The sequence below is a fragment of the Roseovarius sp. W115 genome (assembly GCF_032842945.2).
Classification (GTDB): Bacteria; Pseudomonadota; Alphaproteobacteria; order Rhodobacterales; family Rhodobacteraceae; genus Roseovarius; species Roseovarius rhodophyticola.
The window spans coordinates 1,554,426-1,572,793 of record NZ_CP146606.1; the positions used below are offsets into that span (position 1 = coordinate 1,554,426).

Sequence of the window (18,368 nt, forward strand, 5' to 3'; positions counted from 1 at the left end):
ATATGAAAACTGTCGAAATCTATACATCCCCTCTCTGTGGCTTTTGTCATGCGGCTAAACGCCTGCTTACCCAGAAAGGCGCAAGCTTTTCGGAAGTTGACGTTCTGAAAAACCCAGATCGGAAACCGGAAATGATCCAGCGCGCGAATGGTGGCCGCACTGTGCCTCAGATCTTCATTGGTGGGACACATGTCGGCGGATGCGACGACCTCTACGCCCTTGATCGAGCGGGGAAACTCGACTCACTTCTGGCGGCATGAAGACTGCGCTGCTTCAGCTTTGCTGCAGTGACGATCCGCGAGACAACCTTGTTCAAACGCAAGGATTGATATCCAAAGCTGCTTCTGACGGAGCCCAGTTTGTGTTGACCCCGGAGGTCACAAACTGTGTTTCGACAAGTCGCGCACATCAGCAATCTGTTCTGGCCACAGAGGACGAAGACATGACTTTGGTGGCATTGCGCCAGCAGGCCTCAGAGTTGAAGATTTGGCTTCTGATTGGGTCGATTGCGCTGAAGACCAACGAAAAAGATGGACGATTTGCCAACCGATCCTTTCTGATTTCTCCTGATGGGCGCATTTGCGCAAAATATGATAAAATCCATATGTTCGATGTGAAGGTTTCGGAAACCGAAACATATTGCGAGTCCGCAGGCTACCGCCCGGGCGATTGTGCAGTGACCTGCGATACACCGTTCGGACGTGTCGGCATGACGGTATGCTATGATTTGCGGTTTCCAACGCTCTACCGCCAACTTGCTCATGCTGGGGCCGATTTCCTGACAATTCCGTCCGCCTTTTCGCCCGTAACAGGTAGAGCGCATTGGGAAATTCTTTTGCGTGCAAGGGCCATTGAAACAGGGTGCTACGTACTCGCGCCTGCTCAGAAGGGCGAACACAAATCAACCGTTGGTCAGTCGCGCAAAACATATGGGCATTCCATGGTCGTGGGGCCATGGGGCGACGTATTGGCAGATGCCGGAACAGACGTTGGTGTGGTACAGGTTGAAATTGACAAAACAGCGGTGTCTAAAGCACGAAAGCGTATCCCATCGTTGACCTGTGAAACCCGATTTTCTGGACCCAAATGAACGAAAATCCAGCGCAGTCTTTGGCTGTAACTTTCTTCAGCGAGATCCTGACGGCTGAACAGTTGATTCGAAGCCGTCTCAGCCGTGTTTTGCCCAAAGGTATGGAAATCTCGCATTTCTCGGTTCTGAACCATTTGGCGAGATCCGGAGAAGAGCGCACACCGGCCCAATTGGCCAAGAGCTTTCATGTCACCCGTGGGGCTATGACCAATACGCTCAACAAACTTGAATGGGCTGGATATATCCACATACGTCCCGATTGGGATGATGCGCGGCGCAAACAGGTTGCCATTAGCCCGGCCGGGCAGCGCGCCTGTGAAGCAGCACTGTCCGCGATCATGCCAATAATCACTCAAGTTTTGGAAGATCTTGGGGAGGACAAGTTTCGAGCGACTCTCCCAGTGCTCAGAGATCTGCGGATCAAACTAGAGTCTGAAAATTAGAGTCTATTTCGGCTTCAAACTGGCTGTGACGTAGTTCACGCTTAGGTCTCTGTTCGACAAAGACCATGACCAGCTAATCGGGTTGAACACAAATCCCTTTTTGTCGACAGGTTTGAGGCCGGCCTCGGACATGAGCTGATAAAGCTCATCTGGCGTGATGAATTTGTTCCATTCGTGTGTGCCCTTGGGCAACCAGCGCATCACATACTCGGCTCCAACAATCGCCATGGCGTAGCTCTTGGCGTTGCGATTGATCGTCGAACAGATGTGAAGCCCGCCGGGGCGCAAAAGCCTTTGACAGGCCGTCAGATAGGCCAGTGGATCGGCCACGTGTTCGACGACTTCCATATTCAGGACAACATCGAACTGTTCGCCATCTGCTGCCATAGCTTCTGCCGTTGTGTGCCGGTAATCAATCTGCAGCCCTGATTGTTCTGCGTGAATCTGTGCCACTGGTATGTTGCGGAGGGCGGCATCAGCGCCGACAACCGTTGCCCCAAGACGTGCCATGGGCTCCGAGAGCAATCCGCCGCCACAGCCAATATCGAGAATACGCAGACCTTCAAATGCGGACTTTGACGTCAAATCACGATCAAATTCTGCAGCGATCTGGCTGGTGATGTAATCAAGCCGACATGGATTGAGCATATGCAGCGGCTTGAACTTGCCGTTTGGGTCCCACCATTCAGCAGCCATTGCTTCGAATTTTGCGATCTCTGCATCATCAATCGTTGTTTGAGCGGCTTGCATTCTGCTCTCCATGTGCTCATTTGGAATCACCACTCTATATAGGACGGTTATGGATAAATTCTCTGGCCAAAAGAGCGCAGCGCAATTTCTGTATCCGGCGATTGAGCCTTTCGGTCGGCGCATGTTGGATGTGGGGGATGGGCATTCCGTCTATGTTGAGCAATCTGGCAGTGAAAATGGATTGCCTGTCATCGTGCTTCATGGTGGCCCTGGCGGCGGATGCAGCCCGGCGATGCGGCGTTATTTTGATCCACGCAAGTATCGAATTATCCTTTTTGATCAAAGGGGTTGTGGGCGATCGAAGCCACATGCAAGCGTCGAAAACAACACCACCTGGCATCTCGTGGCGGATATCGAAAAGATCCGCAATGCGTTTGAGATAGAAGACTGGGCAGTCTTTGGCGGCAGCTGGGGCGCGACCCTGGCGTTGGTCTATGCTCAGAGCCATGCGCAACGTGTTCGACATCTGATTCTGCGCGGTGTCTTTACAATGACAAAGGCCGAGCTTGAATGGTTCTACGGTGGCGGTGCCGGGAAGTTTTGGCCGGAAACTTGGGAGAAGTTTCAAGGGCTTATACCAGAATCTGAGCGGAGTGATATGATCTCTGCGTATAATCGCCGGTTGTTTTCAGGCGAGCGGGCGGAGGAAATTCGTTATTCCAAGGCTTGGAGTGCTTGGGAAAATGCATTGGCGACGGTGCACTCCAGCGGTCAAAGTGGTGACAGCCCGGCGGACTACGCGCGGGCGTTTGCGCGATTGGAGAACCACTATTTCATGAATGCCGGTTTCCTCGGGCAGGACGGGTATATCTATGAAAATATGGGGAAAATTGCCCATATTCCGGGTGTAATCGTGCAGGGGCGGTATGACATGATCTGCCCGCCTGACGCGGCGTATCGACTGTCCAAGCTCTGGCCAAAAGTCGATCTCAGGCTTATTCCCGTAGCGGGGCATGCTCTGTCAGAGCCGGGCATCAGCGCCGAACTTGTCAAAATCATGGACCGTCTCGCGGCACGCGTTTGAGCACTGAAGTCCAACGTCGGTATTACATCGGTATCGCGTCGGTATTACGTCGGTGCGTGCAAGGTGAGCAATGACGCCACGTCGGGATTGTGTTTGATAAACTTGGCTGTGCTCAAATAAGGATTTTAAGGGCGTAGCTGCCGCTCATAGTCATCGGCGTCGAACCAGCCAAGTGACGATTTAACCAAGCAGTCATCTATAAGGTCCCATTCTTCCCAGCCCCGAAATTCGACATACTTGCTGGTTTCGTGGTGATGTCCTTTGAAGGTCCAGACATAGACCGCGTGATTTCCGGCTATGAAACTGTGATCAAGTTCAAGAACCACATCTGGAAATTCACTACAAAACCCCAGAACCATTTCTGCAATGTCATCATGTCCAGTCATCGGCTTGCCACGATTAATAGTGAATGTGGCGTCTGCGGTGTAGCTGGCCGCGACACCATCAGGAGATTTGGCGCACCACGCGGCAATATGTTTTTCAATAAGAACTTCAATATCTGTGCGATTTGGGGCCATAGGCGCCTCCTTGTCAGTCCAACTTTCAGTCTCAGAATCGTATCACTGCCTATAGTGATGTCGATCCCCCTTGCAGACTCACCCACTCAGGCGTATATCCCCCTCAACAGCGGCGCGTTCGGGTCCAAACCGAAAGCTCCACCGGGAAATACCAACGGGCCGCGCGCCCGTTTTTTTGTGCTTGAAAGACTGATGAGCAACGACCTGATTGCCAAAGCTGCGATTGATCGCCGGATGGCTGAGATCATCACCCCTGTCATAGAAGATATGGGGTTTGAGCTTGTGCGCGTGCGGTTGATGGGGGGCAAGACGGCCACGTTGCAGATCATGGCCGAACGGCCAACCGGCGGGATTGAAGTGGACGAGTGCGCTAACATCTCAAATGCGGTGAGCGCTGTTCTGGATGTTGAGGATCCGATCACAGATGCCTACACGCTGGAAGTGTCCAGCCCAGGGATCGACCGACCGCTCACACGGCTGAAGGATTTTGACGAATTCGAAGGCTATGAGGCCAAGTTAGAGACAGCTGAGCTGATTGATGGGCGTAAGCGTTTCAAGGGCGTTTTGGCCGGTACGGAAGAAGATGAAGTGCTTATCAACTTGGATGAAGGCACTGTCGGGCTCAAGTTTGACTGGCTGGTGGATGCCAAGCTTGTGCTGACCGATGAGCTGATCAAGGACATGCTAAAGGCGCGCAAGGATGCGGGTCTGATTGACGAAGATAGTTTTGACGAGATCGAGACCGAAGGGTCTGAGGAGGACTAAGAGATGGCCATTACTTCAGCCAACCAGCTTGAGCTTTTGCAAACCGCCGAGGCAGTGGCGCGGGAGAAGATGATCGACCCCAGCCTTGTGATCGAGGCTATGGAAGAGAGTCTCGCTCGTGCGGCCAAGTCCCGCTATGGCGCGGAGATGGACATTCGTGTCGCAATTGATCGCAAGACAGGCAAGGCGACATTCACCCGTGTGCGTACGGTTGTGGAAGATGAAGAGCTTGAGAATTACCAGGCTGAATTCACTGTGGAGCAAGCCAAGCAGTATCTGGATGATCCCAAGGTGGGCGATACGCTTGTTGAGGAAGTTCCCCCAGTTGATATGGGCCGGATTGCTGCACAAAGCGCCAAGCAGGTGATTCTGCAAAAAGTCCGCGAAGCTGAGCGTGACAAGCAGTATGAAGAATTCAAAGACCGGATCGGCACCATCATCAATGCGCAGGTAAAACGCGAAGAGTTTGGCAATGTGCATGTCGATGTCGGCATGGGCGAGGCTGTTCTGCGCCGGAATGAGAAGATCGGGCGCGAAAGCTATCGTCCGAATGACCGCATCCGGTGCTACATCAAGGACGTGCGTCGCGAGGCCCGTGGTCCGCAGATTTTCCTGAGCCGGACAGCTCCTGAATTCATGGCGGAACTTTTCAAGATGGAAGTGCCGGAGATCTATGATGGCATCATTGAGATCAAGGCGGTTGCGCGTGATCCCGGCAGCCGGGCGAAGATCGCTGTGATCTCCTATGACAACTCGATTGACCCTGTGGGTGCCTGTGTTGGTATGCGCGGCAGCCGGGTGCAGGCCGTTGTGAATGAGCTTCAGGGTGAAAAGATCGACATCATTCCGTGGAACGAAGATCAGCCAACCTTCCTTGTGAACGCGTTGCAGCCTGCTGAGGTGAGCAAGGTGGTTCTGGATGAAGAGGCCGAGCGGATTGAGGTCGTAGTGCCGGAAGATCAGTTGTCACTGGCCATTGGTCGGCGCGGCCAGAATGTACGCTTGGCAAGCCAGCTGACCAATCTTGATATTGATATCATGACAGAAGCCGAAGACAGCGAACGCCGTCAGAAAGAGTTTGAAGAGCGGACGAACCTCTTTATGCAAACGCTCGATCTAGACGAGTTCTTTGCGCAGCTTCTGGTGTCGGAAGGATTCACGAATCTCGAAGAAGTTGCCTATGTCGAGCTTGATGAGCTGTTGGTGATTGATGGTGTGGACGAAGATACAGCTCAAGAGCTGCAAGCGCGGGCTCGCGATATCCTAGAGGCACAGGCACGCGAAGCTCTTGAAAAAGCGCGTAGTTTGGGAGCTGAGGATAGCCTTATTGAATTCGAAGGCCTGACACCCCAAATGGTAGTAGCTCTGGCCGAGGACGGCGTGAAAACGCTCGAGGATTTCGCAACCTGCGCAGATTGGGAACTGGCAGGCGGCTGGACGACAGTCGATGGAGAACGGATCAAGGATGACGGGCTTTTGGAACCGTTTGATTTGTCTCTTGAAGAAGCACAGGATCTTGTCATGACCGCGCGTGTTATGTTGGGTTGGGTTGACCCTGCGGACCTCGAGGCGGACGCCGCCGAAGAAGGCGAAGAAGCCGTTGAAGAGGAGGCCGAGGCCTGATCCTTCAGGTCTCGTGAGGTTAGCATGGGGCGCGGTGGACAGCCCAAGGACCAAAAAGACGGTCCGGAACGCAAGTGCATTGCCACAGGCGAGGTGCGGCCAAAGCACGGTTTGATCCGGTTTGCAATTGGTCCCGAGGCGCAGGTGGTGCCCGATATTCTGGAACGTTTGCCGGGACGGGGTATCTGGGTCAGTGCTGATCTTGATGCGCTGCAGGTTGCGGTGAAAAAGGGTCTGTTTTCAAGAAGTGCAAAGCAGGCTGTGACCTTGCCAGATAACTTGTCTCAGATGGTCGAGACCATGCTGGCGCGTCGTGTGGTTGAGTTGATCAGTTTGGCCCGGAAGGGCGGGCAAGCTGTGTCAGGTTACGAAAAGGTTAAGGATTGGCTTTCTAAGGATGAGGCCGAAGTGCTCATTCAGGCGAGCGATGGATCAGAGCGCGGCAAATCCAAGTTGAGCACGCCATATGGCGGGTTTTGGATCGGATGGTTGACCGCTGATGAGCTGGGTCAGGCCTTTGGACGGGAAAGCACAATTCATGCTGCACTAGCGGCTGGAGGTTTGTGCCAACGTGTTGTAGAGGAGGCGGCAAGGCTGAAAGGCTTGCGCGTCTCGGCCGGGGAAAGCCCCGCCGGAAAGGAAGTTGAAGTAGATGAGCGACAACGACGGAAAGAAAACTCTGGGTGTGCGTGGCGGTCCTCGTTCGGGGAACGTCAAGCAGAGCTTTAGCCATGGGCGCACCAAGAACGTCGTGGTGGAAACCAAGCGGAAACGGATCGTCAAGCCCAAGCCGGGTGCGGCGGCTCCTGCTGCAGGTGCGTCAAAGCCTACCGCAACACAGTCGAACGCGTCGAAACGTCCGGCCGGGATATCCGATGCGGAGATGGAGCGCCGGATGAAGGCGTTGGCCGCGGCCAAAGAGCGTGAAGCGGACGAAACTGCAAAACGTGAGGCCGACGAAAAGGCCCGCGAAGAAGAAAAGCAGCGTCGGCGTCAGGAGGCCGAAGCCAAGGAGCGCGAACAGCGCGAGGCTGAAGAGCGCGCCAAGGCCAAAGCTGATGAGGAGGAACGCAAAAAGCGTGAAGCCGAAGTTGCGGCCAAAGCAGCGGCAGCGGCAGCTGCTGCGCCCGCCGATGATGCACCGCAACAGGCGCGCGCGCCCAAGCAGGCACCACGCAAGCAAGACCGCGACCGGGGAGATGATCGTGGTCGTGGCAACAAAGGCCGTGGCGATGATGGAGGCCGACGGTCTGGCAAGCTGACGCTGAATCAGGCCTTGTCCGGCGGCGAAGGTGGGCGGCAAAAGTCGCTTGCTGCGATGAAGCGCAAACAAGAGCGCGCGCGTCAGAAAGCGCTGGGCGGCGGCGAAGCTCGGGAGAAGATTGTCCGGGAAGTTCAACTGCCTGAGGTCATTGTTGTGTCAGAGCTGGCCAACCGCATGGCCGAACGCGTTGGCGATGTTGTCAAAGCGCTGATGAACAATGGGCTGATGCTTACGCAAAATGAGGCCATTGACGCGGATACAGCCGAGCTCATCATTGAGGAATTTGGCCACAGTGTTGTCCGGGTCAGCGACGCCGATGTGGAAGATGTGATCGACTCCGTCGACGATGACGAAAAAGATCTCAAACCACGCCCGCCGGTCATCACCATTATGGGCCATGTAGATCACGGCAAGACGTCTCTCTTGGATGCAATCCGTGATGCCAAAGTCGTTTCGGGCGAAGCAGGTGGGATCACGCAACACATCGGTGCCTACCAGGTGAAGACTGATAGCGGTTCCTTGCTCAGTTTCCTCGACACACCTGGCCACGCAGCATTTACCAGCATGCGTGCACGCGGTGCTCAGGTAACGGATATCGTGGTTCTGGTTGTTGCTGCGGATGACGCGGTCATGCCGCAGACGATCGAGGCGATCAACCACGCCAAAGCAGCAGAAGTGCCCATGATTGTGGCGATCAACAAGGTCGACAAACCTGAGGCAAACCCTGACAAAGTACGCACCGATCTTCTGCAGCATGAAGTGATCGTTGAGAAGATGTCTGGCGAAGTGCAGGACGTCGAAGTTTCTGCGATTTCCGGGCAAGGCCTTGATGAATTGCTGGAGGCTATCGCGCTTCAGGCGGAAATCCTCGAATTGAAAGCGAACCCTGATCGCGCAGCAGAGGGTGCTGTGATCGAAGCGCAACTTGACGTGGGCCGTGGCCCTGTCGCGACAGTTCTCGTGCAGCGTGGCACCCTGAGACAAGGCGATATCTTTGTTGTGGGTGAGCAGTACGGCCGTGTTCGTGCGTTGATCAATGACCGTGGCGACCGTGTGAAAGAGGCGGGTCCCTCTGTTCCGGTTGAGGTTCTTGGTTTGAACGGCACACCCGAGGCGGGTGATGTGCTGAACGTGGTGGATACAGAAGCGCAGGCACGCGAGATTGCCGAATATCGCGAGAAAGCCGCGAAAGAGAAACGTGCTGCAGCGGGTGCAGGAACGTCTCTGGAACAGCTTTTGGCACAGGCCAAGGAAAACGAGAATGTCGCTGAACTGCCTATCCTGGTGAAGGCGGATGTGCAGGGTTCGGCGGAAGCCATCGTTCAGGCGATGGAAAAGATCGGCAACGAAGAGGTGCGCGTGCGCGTGCTTCACTCCGGTGTTGGCGCGATCACCGAAAGCGATGTTGGTCTTGCAGAAGCCTCCGGTGCGCCGGTGATTGGCTTTAACGTGAGGGCAAACGCGCCGGCGCGAAACAGTGCCAACCAGAAGGGCGTCGAGATTCGCTACTACAGTGTGATCTATGACCTTGTGGACGACGTGAAGGCGGCGGCGAGTGGTCTGCTTGGGGCCGAAATTCGTGAGAATTTCATTGGCTATGCTCAGATCAAAGAAGTCTTCAAGGTCACTGGCGTCGGCAAAGTGGCGGGCTGTCTCGTTACCGAAGGCGTCGCGCGTCGCTCTGCCGGTGTGCGTCTTCTGCGGGATGACGTGGTGATCCACGAAGGTACGCTCAAGACGTTGAAGCGCTTCAAGGACGAGGTGCCGGAGGTTCAGTCAGGTCAGGAATGTGGTATGGCATTTGAGAACTATGACGACATCCGCGCCGATGACGTGATTGAAATCTTTGAACGCGAAGAGATCGAGCGGAACCTCGAGTAAGCCAATATCAGATACTGTTTTGGGGGCGGCCAGTGTGCCGCCCTTTTGTTTTTGAAGGCTAAAGCCAGTCGCGCAGGATCGGGATGAGCGGAATGTCTGCTGCTGGCATTGGATAGTCGCGCAGATTACTTGGACGCACCCATTTCAGTGTCTGACCTTCCCGAGATTGCGGGGACCCTTCCCATTTTCGGCAAGCGAAGAGCGGCATGAGTAGGTGGAAGTCGTCATAGCTGTGACTGGCGAAGGTCAGAGGCGCGAGGCAGCTTTCCCAGGTGTTGATGCCAAGCTCTTCTTCCAGCTCGCGGATCAGCGCGACTTCGGGTGTTTCGCCGTCTTCCACCTTGCCGCCGGGAAACTCCCAAAGACCTGCCATGGATTTCCCTTCGGGACGCTGGGCCAGCAGAACACGGCCCTCAATGTCAATGAGGGCTACTGCAGATACCAGAACAGTCTTCAAGACCGGTAATCCGCGTTGATTGAGATGTACCCATGGGTCAGATCGCAGGTCCAGACTGTGGCAGTTCCCCCGCCTAGACCGAGGTCAACGCGGATCTCAATCTTATCGTTTTTCATGTGTGTGGCGCCGTCTTCTTCGCGATATGTGTCACTAACCCAGCCTTTTTCGGCCACAAGCGTTTCGCCAAACCAGATCGACAGGAGGTCTCGGTCTGCTGGTGCGCCAGATTTGCCGATGGCCATGACCACCCTACCCCAGTTTGGGTCTTCGCCTGCGATGGCTGTTTTCACTAAGGGTGAATTGGCAATCGCCATCGCATGCGTCTTGGCATCAGTATCGCTGGACGCTCCTGTCACGGATACCTCAACAAATTTCGTTGCACCTTCACCGTCTCGCACAACTTGATGTGCAAGATCGAGCATGACAGATCGCAACGCTTCCATGAAACCAACGCTCTTGTCTGTGACGCGCACGCCAGAGGCACCGGTTGCGGCGACCAGCAGCGTATCGGATGTCGAGGTGTCGCTATCGACGGTAATGCAGTTGAAGGTCTTTTTGTTGAGCGCAGTCACCATTTGCTGCAGGACTTCGCGCTCCATCAGGGCATCCGTGAAGATATAGACAAGCATCGTGGCCATGTCCGGTGCAATCATCCCGGACCCTTTGGCGATGCCTGCGATATGAACCTCTTGACCATCTACAGAGACAGTCGCGCCTGCGCCCTTTGGGAAAGTATCCGTTGTCATGATCGCTTGCGCGGCATCGGGAAGGCTTGTTTCGGAAAGCGCCTCTGCCGCTTCATCGATTTTGGCACAAATACGATCATGCGGCAGACTCTCTCCGATGACGCCTGTGGAGGATGAAAAAACCCGTTCTGAGGGTAGGTTCAATTTAGCTGCTACTGCGCTGGCAATCGTGTTCACTGACTCCTTGCCCTTCTTGCCGGTGAAGGCGTTGGCGTTGCCGGAATTCACGATAATCGCCGCACCTGCGTCGCTATGCGTGCCGATCTTTTCCTGGCAATCCAGCACGGCCGCCGAGCGCGTGGCAGATCTGGTAAAGACGCCTGCAATGGAGGTGCCAGGATCAAGCGATATGAGCGTTACATCCTTGCGTCCTTCGTAGCGGACACCCGCTTCAACGGCTGCGAACCGTGCTCCTTTGATTGTCGGAAGATCGGGAAAGATGTCAGGTGCCAAGGGAGAGACGGCGGGTGTCTTACCCATATTTATTGCTCCAAGAGGTCGAAATTCAGAATGACGTCTGGATTGATCCCATCGGTGTCGGCACGTGTTATGTCGGCTTTTTCACGTAGGTTAGCGACGAAAGCTTCTACAGACGACTGGCGCGCTTCTTCAACAAGTTGGGCTTTAACAGTGTCGAATTCTGGGCGTGCGCGATCACGGGTCTCAGCCAAAAGGATGACATGCCAACCAAAGGTGGTTTGAACCGGTGGGGATACCTGACCCTGTTCCAATTCGACAACCGCATTGAAAAACGGCTCGACCATGTCGCCTGCTCCAAACCATCCCAAATCTCCCCCAGACGGCCCTGACGGTCCTGTGGACTTTTCACGGGCAAGGGTAGCAAAGTCTGCGCCACCCTCTAACTCGGCGACGAGCGCTGTGGCCTCATCTTCAGTTTCGACAAGGATATGCGATGCGCGATATTCTGTTTCTTGAAGGTCTGTAGGGTATTTTTCGTCGTAAAGCGTGCGCAGGCTGTCCTCGGAGGGTTCTTCTGACACGATGCCTTGAAGAACTTCGCCGGCCATGATGGAACGGGTTTCGTTTTCAATTGTGATGCGGCTTTTGAACGACGCCTGATTTTCAATGGATTGCATCATAAGTGTGTGTTGGATGAGTTGATCCATAATGCCCTGAAACAAGAGTGCGGATGGAAATTGATCATATTGCTGAGGCAGTTCAGATCTCAGAGCGATCACATGCGCCAGTGTGATCTCTGTGCCGTTAACCGTTGCAAGCACCTGATTTGGGTCGACGTCGTCCTGCGCAAAAACCGTTGTTGAAATGGCGCCGAGCACGCAAGAAGCTGCCACGAAAGTCTTGAATGATTGCAACATAAGATTTCCTTTGTTCGTTCGTGCAGAGGCATCATGCCTTGTGACGTTGACACTGTATCGGCAGGCCCTTACATCGCCTTGATACAAAGGCTAATTGCCCATTGCGTCCGTTCTAGGGTTGCAGGGCGGTCGGGGCAAGCGATTGCCCATCAAAAACACGCGAAAGATCTGAACGGATTTAAGATGCTGGGTATTGGAACGGTTGCTAAAAAGATTTTCGGAACGCCGAATGATCGCAAAATTAAGGCAACTCGGCCTTTGGTGGAGAAAATCAACGCTTTGGAGCCAGAATTCGAGGCATTGAGTGATCAGGGCTTGATTGATAAATCCCAGGAGTTCAAACAGCGCATTTCATCTGGTGAGAGCCTTGATGATCTGTTGCCCGAAGCCTTTGCCAATTGTCGCGAAGCCGCGCGACGTGCACTCGGTTTGCGAGCTTTTGACGTACAGTTGATGGGTGGCATTTTCCTGCATCAGGGAAACATCTCAGAGATGAAGACGGGTGAGGGTAAAACACTTGTTGCGACCTTCCCCGCTTATCTGAATGCGTTGACCGGCGGCAACGTTCATATTGTTACCGTCAACGACTACCTGGCGAAACGCGACGCGGAATGGATGGGCAAGGTTTACTCTGCGCTGGGCATGACAACCGGCGTGGTTTATCCACAACAACCCGAGCCGGAAAAGAAAGAAGCGTATTCGGCAGACGTGACCTATGCCACGAACAACGAACTTGGTTTTGACTACTTGCGCGACAACATGAAATCGTCGCTGGAGGAAATGAACCAACGCGGGCACTTTTTTGCGATTGTGGATGAGGTTGACTCAATCCTGATCGATGAGGCGCGGACGCCGTTGATCATTTCCGGCCCGGCACAGGATCGCAGTGAGTTATACGTGACCATCGACAAGCTCATCCCGCTTTTGGACGAAGAGCACTACACGATTGATGAAAAAACGAAGAATGTGACCTTCACCGATGAAGGCAACGAATATCTTGAGAGTATTCTGCACGAAAATGGCGTTCTTGAGCAGGAACAGTCTCTGTATGATCCTGAAAGCACGACTATCGTGCATCATGTGAACCAGGGTCTTCGGGCGCATAAAATGTTTCTGAAAGACCGGGATTACATCGTGCGCGATGGCAATGTTGTTTTGATTGATGAGTTTACTGGGCGCATGATGGCCGGCCGTCGTCTGTCCGAAGGTTTGCATCAGGCGATTGAAGCCAAAGAGGGCTGCGATATTCAGCCTGAAAACGTCACTTTGGCCCAAGTTACCTTCCAAAACTATTTTCGACTTTACGACAAGCTTGCGGGAATGACTGGAACGGCGGCAACCGAGGCCGAAGAATTTGGTCAGATCTACGGTTTGGGCGTTGTTGAGGTGCCGACAAACCAACCGATTGAGCGCAAGGACGAAGATGACGCGGTCTATCGCACAGAACGCGAGAAGTTCGATGCGATTATCGGCGCAATCCAAAAGGCGCATGAAAAAGGGCAACCCATTCTTGTGGGCACGACGTCGATTGAAAAATCTGAAACGCTAAGCGCGCTTTTGACGAAAGCGAGCGTGACACACAACGTTCTGAATGCGCGGCAGCATGAACAGGAGGCGCAGATCATCGCCGAAGCAGGCAAGCTTGGAGCGGTGACTATTGCGACCAACATGGCCGGGCGCGGTACGGATATTAAGCTTGGCGGCAATGTCGAGTTGAAGATCCTTGAGGCCATCGCAGCAGATCCGGAAGCCGATCCAGAGGCGCTGCGCCAAAAGATCGAGGCGGAACATGCGGCCGATGAAAATGCGGTGAAAGAGGCCGGTGGTCTTTATGTTCTGGCCACTGAACGTCACGAAAGCCGTCGGATAGACAATCAGCTGCGCGGACGGTCGGGACGGCAAGGTGATCCGGGGCGGTCCTCTTTTTTCTAAGCCTCGAAGATGATCTGATGCGGATTTTCGGCTCTGAGCGGCTGGAAAAAGTGCTTGCGACGCTTGGTATGAAAGAGGGTGAGGCGATTATTCACCCTTGGGTCAACAAGAGCCTTGAGCGGGCGCAAGCCAAGGTCGAAGGCCGCAACTTTGACATCCGAAAGCAGCTTTTGAAGTTTGATGACGTGATGAACGAGCAGCGGAAGGTGATCTTCAAGCAACGTCTCGACATCATGAAGGCCGAAGATCTTTCTGAAATCACGACGGATATGCGTGGCGAAGTGATTGATGATCTTATCGACCGCTATATGCCGCCCAAGAGCTATGCTGATCAGTGGGACATGGAAGGGTTCAAAACCTCCGTTGCTGAGCAACTGACACTGGATTTGCCACTTGTAGAGTGGGGCGATGAAGAGGGCGTTGACGACGACGAGATTGCGGACCGTATCGAAAAAGCGGCCAGCGACATGATGACGGACAAAGCCGAGAAGTTTGGCCCGGAAAACATGCGCATGATTGAAAAGCAGGTCCTTTTGCAGACGATCGACACCAAATGGCGTGAGCATCTTTTGACGCTGGAACATTTGCGCAGTGTTGTTGGGTTTCGTGGATATGCGCAGCGCGATCCGCTGAATGAATACAAGAACGAGGCATTTCAGCTTTTCGAAAGCATGTTGGATGGGTTGCGGCAGGATGTGACACAAAAGCTGTCGCAGGTGCGCCCGATGACAGAAGAAGAACAGCAAGCGATGCTTCAGCAGATTGAAGCTCAACGCGCAGCGATGCAGGGTGCCGTGGAGCAGGCTGTTGTGGGCGAAGATGAGCCTGCCGGTGAAGCGCTGGAAGGCTTTGATGAGAACGATCCAACGACTTGGGGAAATCCAGGTCGTAATGACAAATGCCCGTGCGGATCAGGCAAGAAATTCAAACATTGCCATGGCAGATTGGTCTAGAGTTTAGCACCGAGCCGCCAAAAGACACCTTTGCACTGCCACAGACCGGCCTTGATTTTTAACTACCACAGTCAGGAATTTCCCTGGCTTGTGGGAGGCCGTCATGAAATTATCTTTTGGCCCCAAGCGCTTGGCTATGACGAGCGGTGTGCTGATTTGTGCTCTGGGAACAGGGTATGTGATGCAAAACGTACTTGTCGGTGGTGAGAACCAAACTCGATCCGGTGTTGCCGTCGCCTCGGTGAGTTCCAACGCGTTTCCTGTAGGGCTTGAGACCAAACGGGACTTTGTTGAGGCAGCGGAGCATTTCCAAAATGATACGCAGGCAGCTTCAGACACAGATGCCCTCGCTTTCAGCGATAAAGCCGTGGATATTGAAGACGTACAGGTGGGCGAAGTTATTCTCACATCTGCCTTGCCTGCGGCACCTGTCGCTGCCGCCGATCCCATAGTACTCCCCAGTGAACCGGTGAAGGTTGTTGCATCCAGTGAAGTGCCAATTTCTGATCTTCCGGTCGAAGAAAAAGCGCCTGCGTTTACGTGCGAAATCGAGTTAACAGCAGCGCCGGGTGATGCGGCGATGGCAGTGCTGGCGCTTGAGGCGAGCTGCATGACGAACGAACGCTTTACGTTGCATCATAGTGGTATGATGATTTCGGGCGTGACCGATGAGAACGGCGAGTGGCGTGCAAAAGTTCCTGCACTTGCTGAGAATGCGTTGTTCATTGCGGCGTTTGCCAACGGCGAAGGTGCCGTTGCGAACGTGCAGATTTCTGATTTGAGCGCCTATGAACGGTACGTCGTACAATGGAAGGGCGACACAGATGTCCAAATGCATGCTTTTGAGAACGGTGCGTCTTACGAGGACGCAGGCCATGTTTGGCGTGAATCAAGCAAAGATACGTCGTTGAAACAAACAGGTTTCCTTACGCGACTTGTCGAGGATGGCCTGGTAGAAAGCCTGAATGCGGAAATTTATACGTTTCCCTCCAAAGGCGAGAGCGACACTGAGATCAACATTGAGATTGAAGTTGGTGGCTCAACCTGCGGTCAGGACTTGGAAGCTCAGGCGTTCATCATGTCTGGTGCTGGAAGTCTTGAGGCGCGTGACCTAATGATCGCTATGCCGGACTGTGGTGCCGTTGGTGACTTTCTTGTGTTGAAAAACCTATACGAAGACCTGACAATCGCACGTAATTGAGCGCTGCGAGCAAGAGGTCCAGATGATAAAAGCGCGTGCGGCGGGTTTCGCCGCACTTTTGTTTTGGGTTTGCGGGCTGCCCGCTTTTGCTCAAGACGTCACTTTGACGTCACGCGACGGTCGGGTTGAGATTTCTGGCAACCTGCTGGGCTTCGACGGCGAGTTTTATCGCGTCGATACCATTTATGGTGAGTTGACTGTTGATGGCTCGGGCGTCGATTGTGCTGGACCGGGGTGTCCCAACCTTGAAACCTTCATCGCGCAAGCGGTGTTTTCCGGCTCACCGACAATTGGGCGCATATTGCTTCCAGCTTTACTCGAGGCATTTGCGATCCGGTCAGATTATGATCTCAGTCTTCAAAATCTTGAAGATGGAACCGTTTTGGCCATCCTGACCGACCCTGCCGAAGAACGTGTGGTGGGAGAAATATTCTTGCGCCTGAACAACTCGGACATGGGGATTACCGAGTTGATCCAGGGAGATGCCGACATTGCCATGTCGATGCGTGAAATTCGAGACGAAGAACTTGGACAGGCACGTGAGGAAGGTTTGGGCGATCTTGAGGCGCGCGGACGAAGCCGGGTTGTGGCGCTTGATGCATTGGTGCCGATGGTTTCACCTTCCAATCCGGTGCAAGTCATTACATTGCCGGACCTGGCGGGGATTCTGTCTGGGGATATCGTGAATTGGGCTGATCTTGGGGGGCCTGATGCTCCAATCAGTGTTCATGTGCATGGTCCTAACACAGGGTTAGGGCAGGCTATTGAAGATCTCGTCCTGAAACCGGCGGTTGAACAACTCGGCCCGAATGCCAAGATTTTTGATGATGGTCGTGCCTTGTCGGAAGCGGTGACGAAGGATCCTTTTGCCCTTGGACTGACAAGTCAGACAGAGGTTGGAAACAACTGGGCTTTGGCGCTTGGCGGGGGTGTGGTTTTGCGCTTCAGGCAACGCGTAGGGCGGTCAAGACTGAAGACTATCCGCTGACGGCTCCGGTTTTTCTCTATGTTCCGGCGCGGAGATTTCCAAAACTTGTACGAGAGTTTCTGGCGTTTCTGCGTGACCCTTCCGCACAGCTTGTCATTCGTCGTGCAGGTTTTGTGGATCAAGGGCAGGAGGAAATCTCGGTCAATGAGCAAGGGGATCGGTTTGCGAATGCAATCACCCTGGCCGGACCGGAAGTCTCCTTGAAAGAACTGCAGAGGCTGGTCTCAACACTTACGTCTTTGCGCAGGTTGACGACAAGCTTTCGATTTGAACCTGGCTCAGCACGGCTTGATGCACAGTCTCGGTCAAACGTCCTTCGGTTGGCCAGAGCGTTGGAGCAAGGGCGGTATGACACGCGACGTTTGCTGTTTGTGGGATTCAGTGATGGTGAAGGGGCGGCGGCCACGAACAAGCGGATCGCCATGCGTCGCGCCGTGGCCGTCAGAGATGCGGTCTTGGCGGCCGCCGAAACTGCCAACCTGTCTCGTGTGAATGTTGAAGTGGACGCATTCGGTGAGGCCCTTCCCATGGCTTGTGACGAGACAGCCTGGGGAAGACGCATCAACAGACGTGTCGAAGTTTGGATCCGCTAGATCAAACCTTCTGCCCGAAAGCTGATTTCACAAGATTTGCCGATGATCACGTGGTCATGCAGTGTTAGCCCCAAAACCTCGCATGCATTCTGAATTTGCCGCGTGACGGAGATGTCCGTTGATGATGGCGTCGGATCACCAGAAGGGTGGTTATGGACAAGAATAAGGGCGCTTGCATTCAATTGCAGGGCGCGCTTGACGACCTCTCTGGGGTAGACCGGAACGTGATTGACGGTCCCGCGTGCTTGTTCTTCGTCAGCGATCAGGGCGTTTTTGGTGTCTAGAAAAAAGGCGCGGAACTGTTCGATGTCACGATGCGCCATGGTCGTGTGACAGTAGTCAATGAGTGAGTCCCAAGAAGATACCACCGGCCGATGGATCACCCGAGACCGGGCCAAACGATGTGCGGCGGCCTCCACGACTTTCAGTTCGCACACCACGGATGGCCCAACACCGCGAACGCGCGACAGTTGATCGTGGGGTGCAGAGATCACAGCATTGAAATTGCCAAACTCCGCCAGAAGATCATGCGCAATTGGTTTCACGTCTTGGCGTGGTATGGCGCGGAACAGAACCAATTCCAGCACTTCGTAGTCAGGAAGTGCTTCTGGACCTCCTGCCAGAAATCTGTCGCGCAGACGACGGCGATGATCCTGAATATAGGGGGGATGTTTTTGAGAGGCTCTGGGAGAGGAAAAACCAGTTCATCCGCCGCAAAGAGCGGCATCGGGGCTTCGGATTTTTGAGAGTTGGGCTGCATGGCTTTACCATGCTCATACGTAGCTTAACAGGTGGTTAAGCTG

General features: G+C 54.1%; 14 protein-coding genes and 3 pseudogenes. 11 read left to right on the forward strand and 6 right to left on the reverse strand.

The features are described from left to right. The first annotated feature begins 2 nt into the window (after positions 1-2). From grxC to RZS32_RS08005, 3 genes are read left to right on the forward strand one after another with little or no spacing between them, the layout of a single operon-like run. Positions 3-260 (forward strand): glutaredoxin 3, encoded by a 258-nt coding sequence (gene grxC / locus RZS32_RS07995; protein WP_317056478.1) that lies wholly within the window; start codon positions 3-5, stop codon positions 258-260. Continuing rightward, complete coding sequence (locus RZS32_RS08000; protein ID WP_317056479.1) at positions 257-1,090, forward strand: carbon-nitrogen hydrolase family protein; 834 nt, start codon at positions 257-259, stop codon at positions 1,088-1,090. The genes grxC and RZS32_RS08000 overlap by 4 nt, the downstream gene beginning before the upstream one ends. Continuing rightward, positions 1,087-1,533, forward strand: coding sequence for a MarR family winged helix-turn-helix transcriptional regulator (locus RZS32_RS08005; protein ID WP_317056480.1), 447 nt, complete (start codon positions 1,087-1,089; stop codon positions 1,531-1,533). Before RZS32_RS08000 ends, RZS32_RS08005 begins: the two co-directional genes overlap by 4 nt. A 3-nt stretch (positions 1,534-1,536) precedes the next feature. On the opposite strand, the gene ubiG is transcribed toward RZS32_RS08005, so the two are convergent. Beyond that, positions 1,537-2,283, reverse strand: coding sequence for a bifunctional 2-polyprenyl-6-hydroxyphenol methylase/3-demethylubiquinol 3-O-methyltransferase UbiG (ubiG, locus tag RZS32_RS08010; RefSeq protein ID WP_317056481.1), 747 nt, complete (start codon positions 2,281-2,283; stop codon positions 1,537-1,539). 49 nt (positions 2,284-2,332) lie between these two features. Here ubiG and pip point away from each other — a divergent pair, with 49 nt between their 5' ends. Further along, entirely contained in the window at positions 2,333-3,307 is a 975-nt protein-coding gene (gene pip, locus RZS32_RS08015; protein ID WP_317056482.1) for a prolyl aminopeptidase, read from the forward strand. A gap of 125 nt (positions 3,308-3,432) precedes the next feature. On the opposite strand, the gene RZS32_RS08020 is transcribed toward pip, so the two are convergent. Then, positions 3,433-3,825, reverse strand: coding sequence for a nuclear transport factor 2 family protein (locus RZS32_RS08020; RefSeq protein ID WP_317056483.1), 393 nt, complete (start codon positions 3,823-3,825; stop codon positions 3,433-3,435). A 192-nt stretch (positions 3,826-4,017) separates the two neighbouring features. On the opposite strand from RZS32_RS08020, the gene rimP reads away from it, so the two are divergent. Genes rimP through infB form a run of 4 tightly spaced genes read left to right on the forward strand, consistent with a single transcriptional unit; the run spans position 4,018 to position 9,358 of the window. Beyond that, positions 4,018-4,590, forward strand: a complete 573-nt coding sequence (gene rimP, locus RZS32_RS08025) for a ribosome maturation factor RimP (RefSeq protein WP_317056484.1) — start codon at positions 4,018-4,020, stop codon at positions 4,588-4,590. Positions 4,591-4,593: 3 nt separating this feature from the next. Then, complete coding sequence (nusA, locus tag RZS32_RS08030) at positions 4,594-6,213, forward strand: transcription termination factor NusA (protein ID WP_317056485.1); 1,620 nt, start codon at positions 4,594-4,596, stop codon at positions 6,211-6,213. 24 nt (positions 6,214-6,237) lie between these two features. Then, positions 6,238-6,942, forward strand: coding sequence for an RNA-binding protein (locus RZS32_RS08035; protein WP_339106877.1), 705 nt, complete (start codon positions 6,238-6,240; stop codon positions 6,940-6,942). Continuing rightward, positions 6,866-9,358, forward strand: coding sequence for a translation initiation factor IF-2 (gene infB / locus RZS32_RS08040; protein ID WP_317056487.1), 2,493 nt, complete (start codon positions 6,866-6,868; stop codon positions 9,356-9,358). Before RZS32_RS08035 ends, infB begins: the two co-directional genes overlap by 77 nt. A gap of 58 nt (positions 9,359-9,416) precedes the next feature. On the opposite strand, the gene RZS32_RS08045 is transcribed toward infB, so the two are convergent. The 3 genes from RZS32_RS08045 to RZS32_RS08055 are packed head-to-tail and all read right to left on the reverse strand — an operon-like array spanning position 9,417 to position 11,898. Continuing rightward, on the reverse strand, positions 9,417-9,815 hold the full coding sequence (locus RZS32_RS08045) for a (deoxy)nucleoside triphosphate pyrophosphohydrolase (protein ID WP_317056488.1): 399 nt from the start codon (positions 9,813-9,815) through the stop codon (positions 9,417-9,419). Beyond that, the gene (gene argJ, locus RZS32_RS08050; protein WP_317056489.1) at positions 9,812-11,041 is read right to left on the reverse strand and encodes a bifunctional glutamate N-acetyltransferase/amino-acid acetyltransferase ArgJ; all 1,230 of its coding nucleotides are present in this window, start codon (positions 11,039-11,041) and stop codon (positions 9,812-9,814) included. Before argJ ends, RZS32_RS08045 begins: the two co-directional genes overlap by 4 nt. 2 nt (positions 11,042-11,043) lie before the next feature. Then, the gene (locus tag RZS32_RS08055) at positions 11,044-11,898 is read right to left on the reverse strand and encodes a peptidylprolyl isomerase (protein ID WP_339106878.1); all 855 of its coding nucleotides are present in this window, start codon (positions 11,896-11,898) and stop codon (positions 11,044-11,046) included. A gap of 183 nt (positions 11,899-12,081) precedes the next feature. Here RZS32_RS08055 and secA point away from each other — a divergent pair. The 3 genes and pseudogenes from secA to RZS32_RS08070 all read left to right on the forward strand — a co-directional run bounded on the left by secA (position 12,082) and on the right by RZS32_RS08070 (position 17,565). Further along, positions 12,082-14,783 (forward strand): annotated as a pseudogene (secA, locus tag RZS32_RS08060) (preprotein translocase subunit SecA). A gap of 88 nt (positions 14,784-14,871) precedes the next feature. Further along, positions 14,872-15,984, forward strand: coding sequence for a translocase (locus RZS32_RS08065; protein ID WP_317056491.1), 1,113 nt, complete (start codon positions 14,872-14,874; stop codon positions 15,982-15,984). A 22-nt stretch (positions 15,985-16,006) separates the two neighbouring features. Further along, positions 16,007-17,565 (forward strand): annotated as a pseudogene (locus tag RZS32_RS08070) (substrate-binding domain-containing protein). Here RZS32_RS08070 and radC read toward each other — a convergent pair. Then, positions 17,562-18,292: pseudogene (gene radC / locus RZS32_RS08075) on the reverse strand (RadC family protein). The pseudogenes RZS32_RS08070 and radC sit on opposite strands and share 4 nt — an antisense overlap. Between the last annotated feature and the right edge of the window lie 76 nt (positions 18,293-18,368).

Excerpts from the sequence above, each read along its gene's own strand:
- RZS32_RS08035 (WP_339106877.1), top strand. The coding sequence starts at position 6,238 with ATGGGGCGCGGTGGACAGCCCAAGGACCAAAAAGACGGTCCGGAACGC.
- pip (WP_317056482.1), top strand. The coding sequence starts at position 2,333 with ATGGATAAATTCTCTGGCCAAAAGAGCGCAGCGCAATTTCTGTATCCG.
- grxC (WP_317056478.1), top strand. The coding sequence starts at position 3 with ATGAAAACTGTCGAAATCTATACATCCCCTCTCTGTGGCTTTTGTCAT.
- nusA (WP_317056485.1), top strand. The coding sequence starts at position 4,594 with ATGGCCATTACTTCAGCCAACCAGCTTGAGCTTTTGCAAACCGCCGAG.
- RZS32_RS08020 (WP_317056483.1), bottom strand. The coding sequence starts at position 3,825 with ATGGCCCCAAATCGCACAGATATTGAAGTTCTTATTGAAAAACATATT.
- rimP (WP_317056484.1), top strand. The coding sequence starts at position 4,018 with ATGAGCAACGACCTGATTGCCAAAGCTGCGATTGATCGCCGGATGGCT.
- ubiG (WP_317056481.1), bottom strand. The coding sequence starts at position 2,283 with ATGCAAGCCGCTCAAACAACGATTGATGATGCAGAGATCGCAAAATTC.
- RZS32_RS08055 (WP_339106878.1), bottom strand. The coding sequence starts at position 11,898 with ATGTTGCAATCATTCAAGACTTTCGTGGCAGCTTCTTGCGTGCTCGGC.
- argJ (WP_317056489.1), bottom strand. The coding sequence starts at position 11,041 with ATGGGTAAGACACCCGCCGTCTCTCCCTTGGCACCTGACATCTTTCCC.
- RZS32_RS08005 (WP_317056480.1), top strand. The coding sequence starts at position 1,087 with ATGAACGAAAATCCAGCGCAGTCTTTGGCTGTAACTTTCTTCAGCGAG.
- infB (WP_317056487.1), top strand. The coding sequence starts at position 6,866 with ATGAGCGACAACGACGGAAAGAAAACTCTGGGTGTGCGTGGCGGTCCT.
- RZS32_RS08000 (WP_317056479.1), top strand. The coding sequence starts at position 257 with ATGAAGACTGCGCTGCTTCAGCTTTGCTGCAGTGACGATCCGCGAGAC.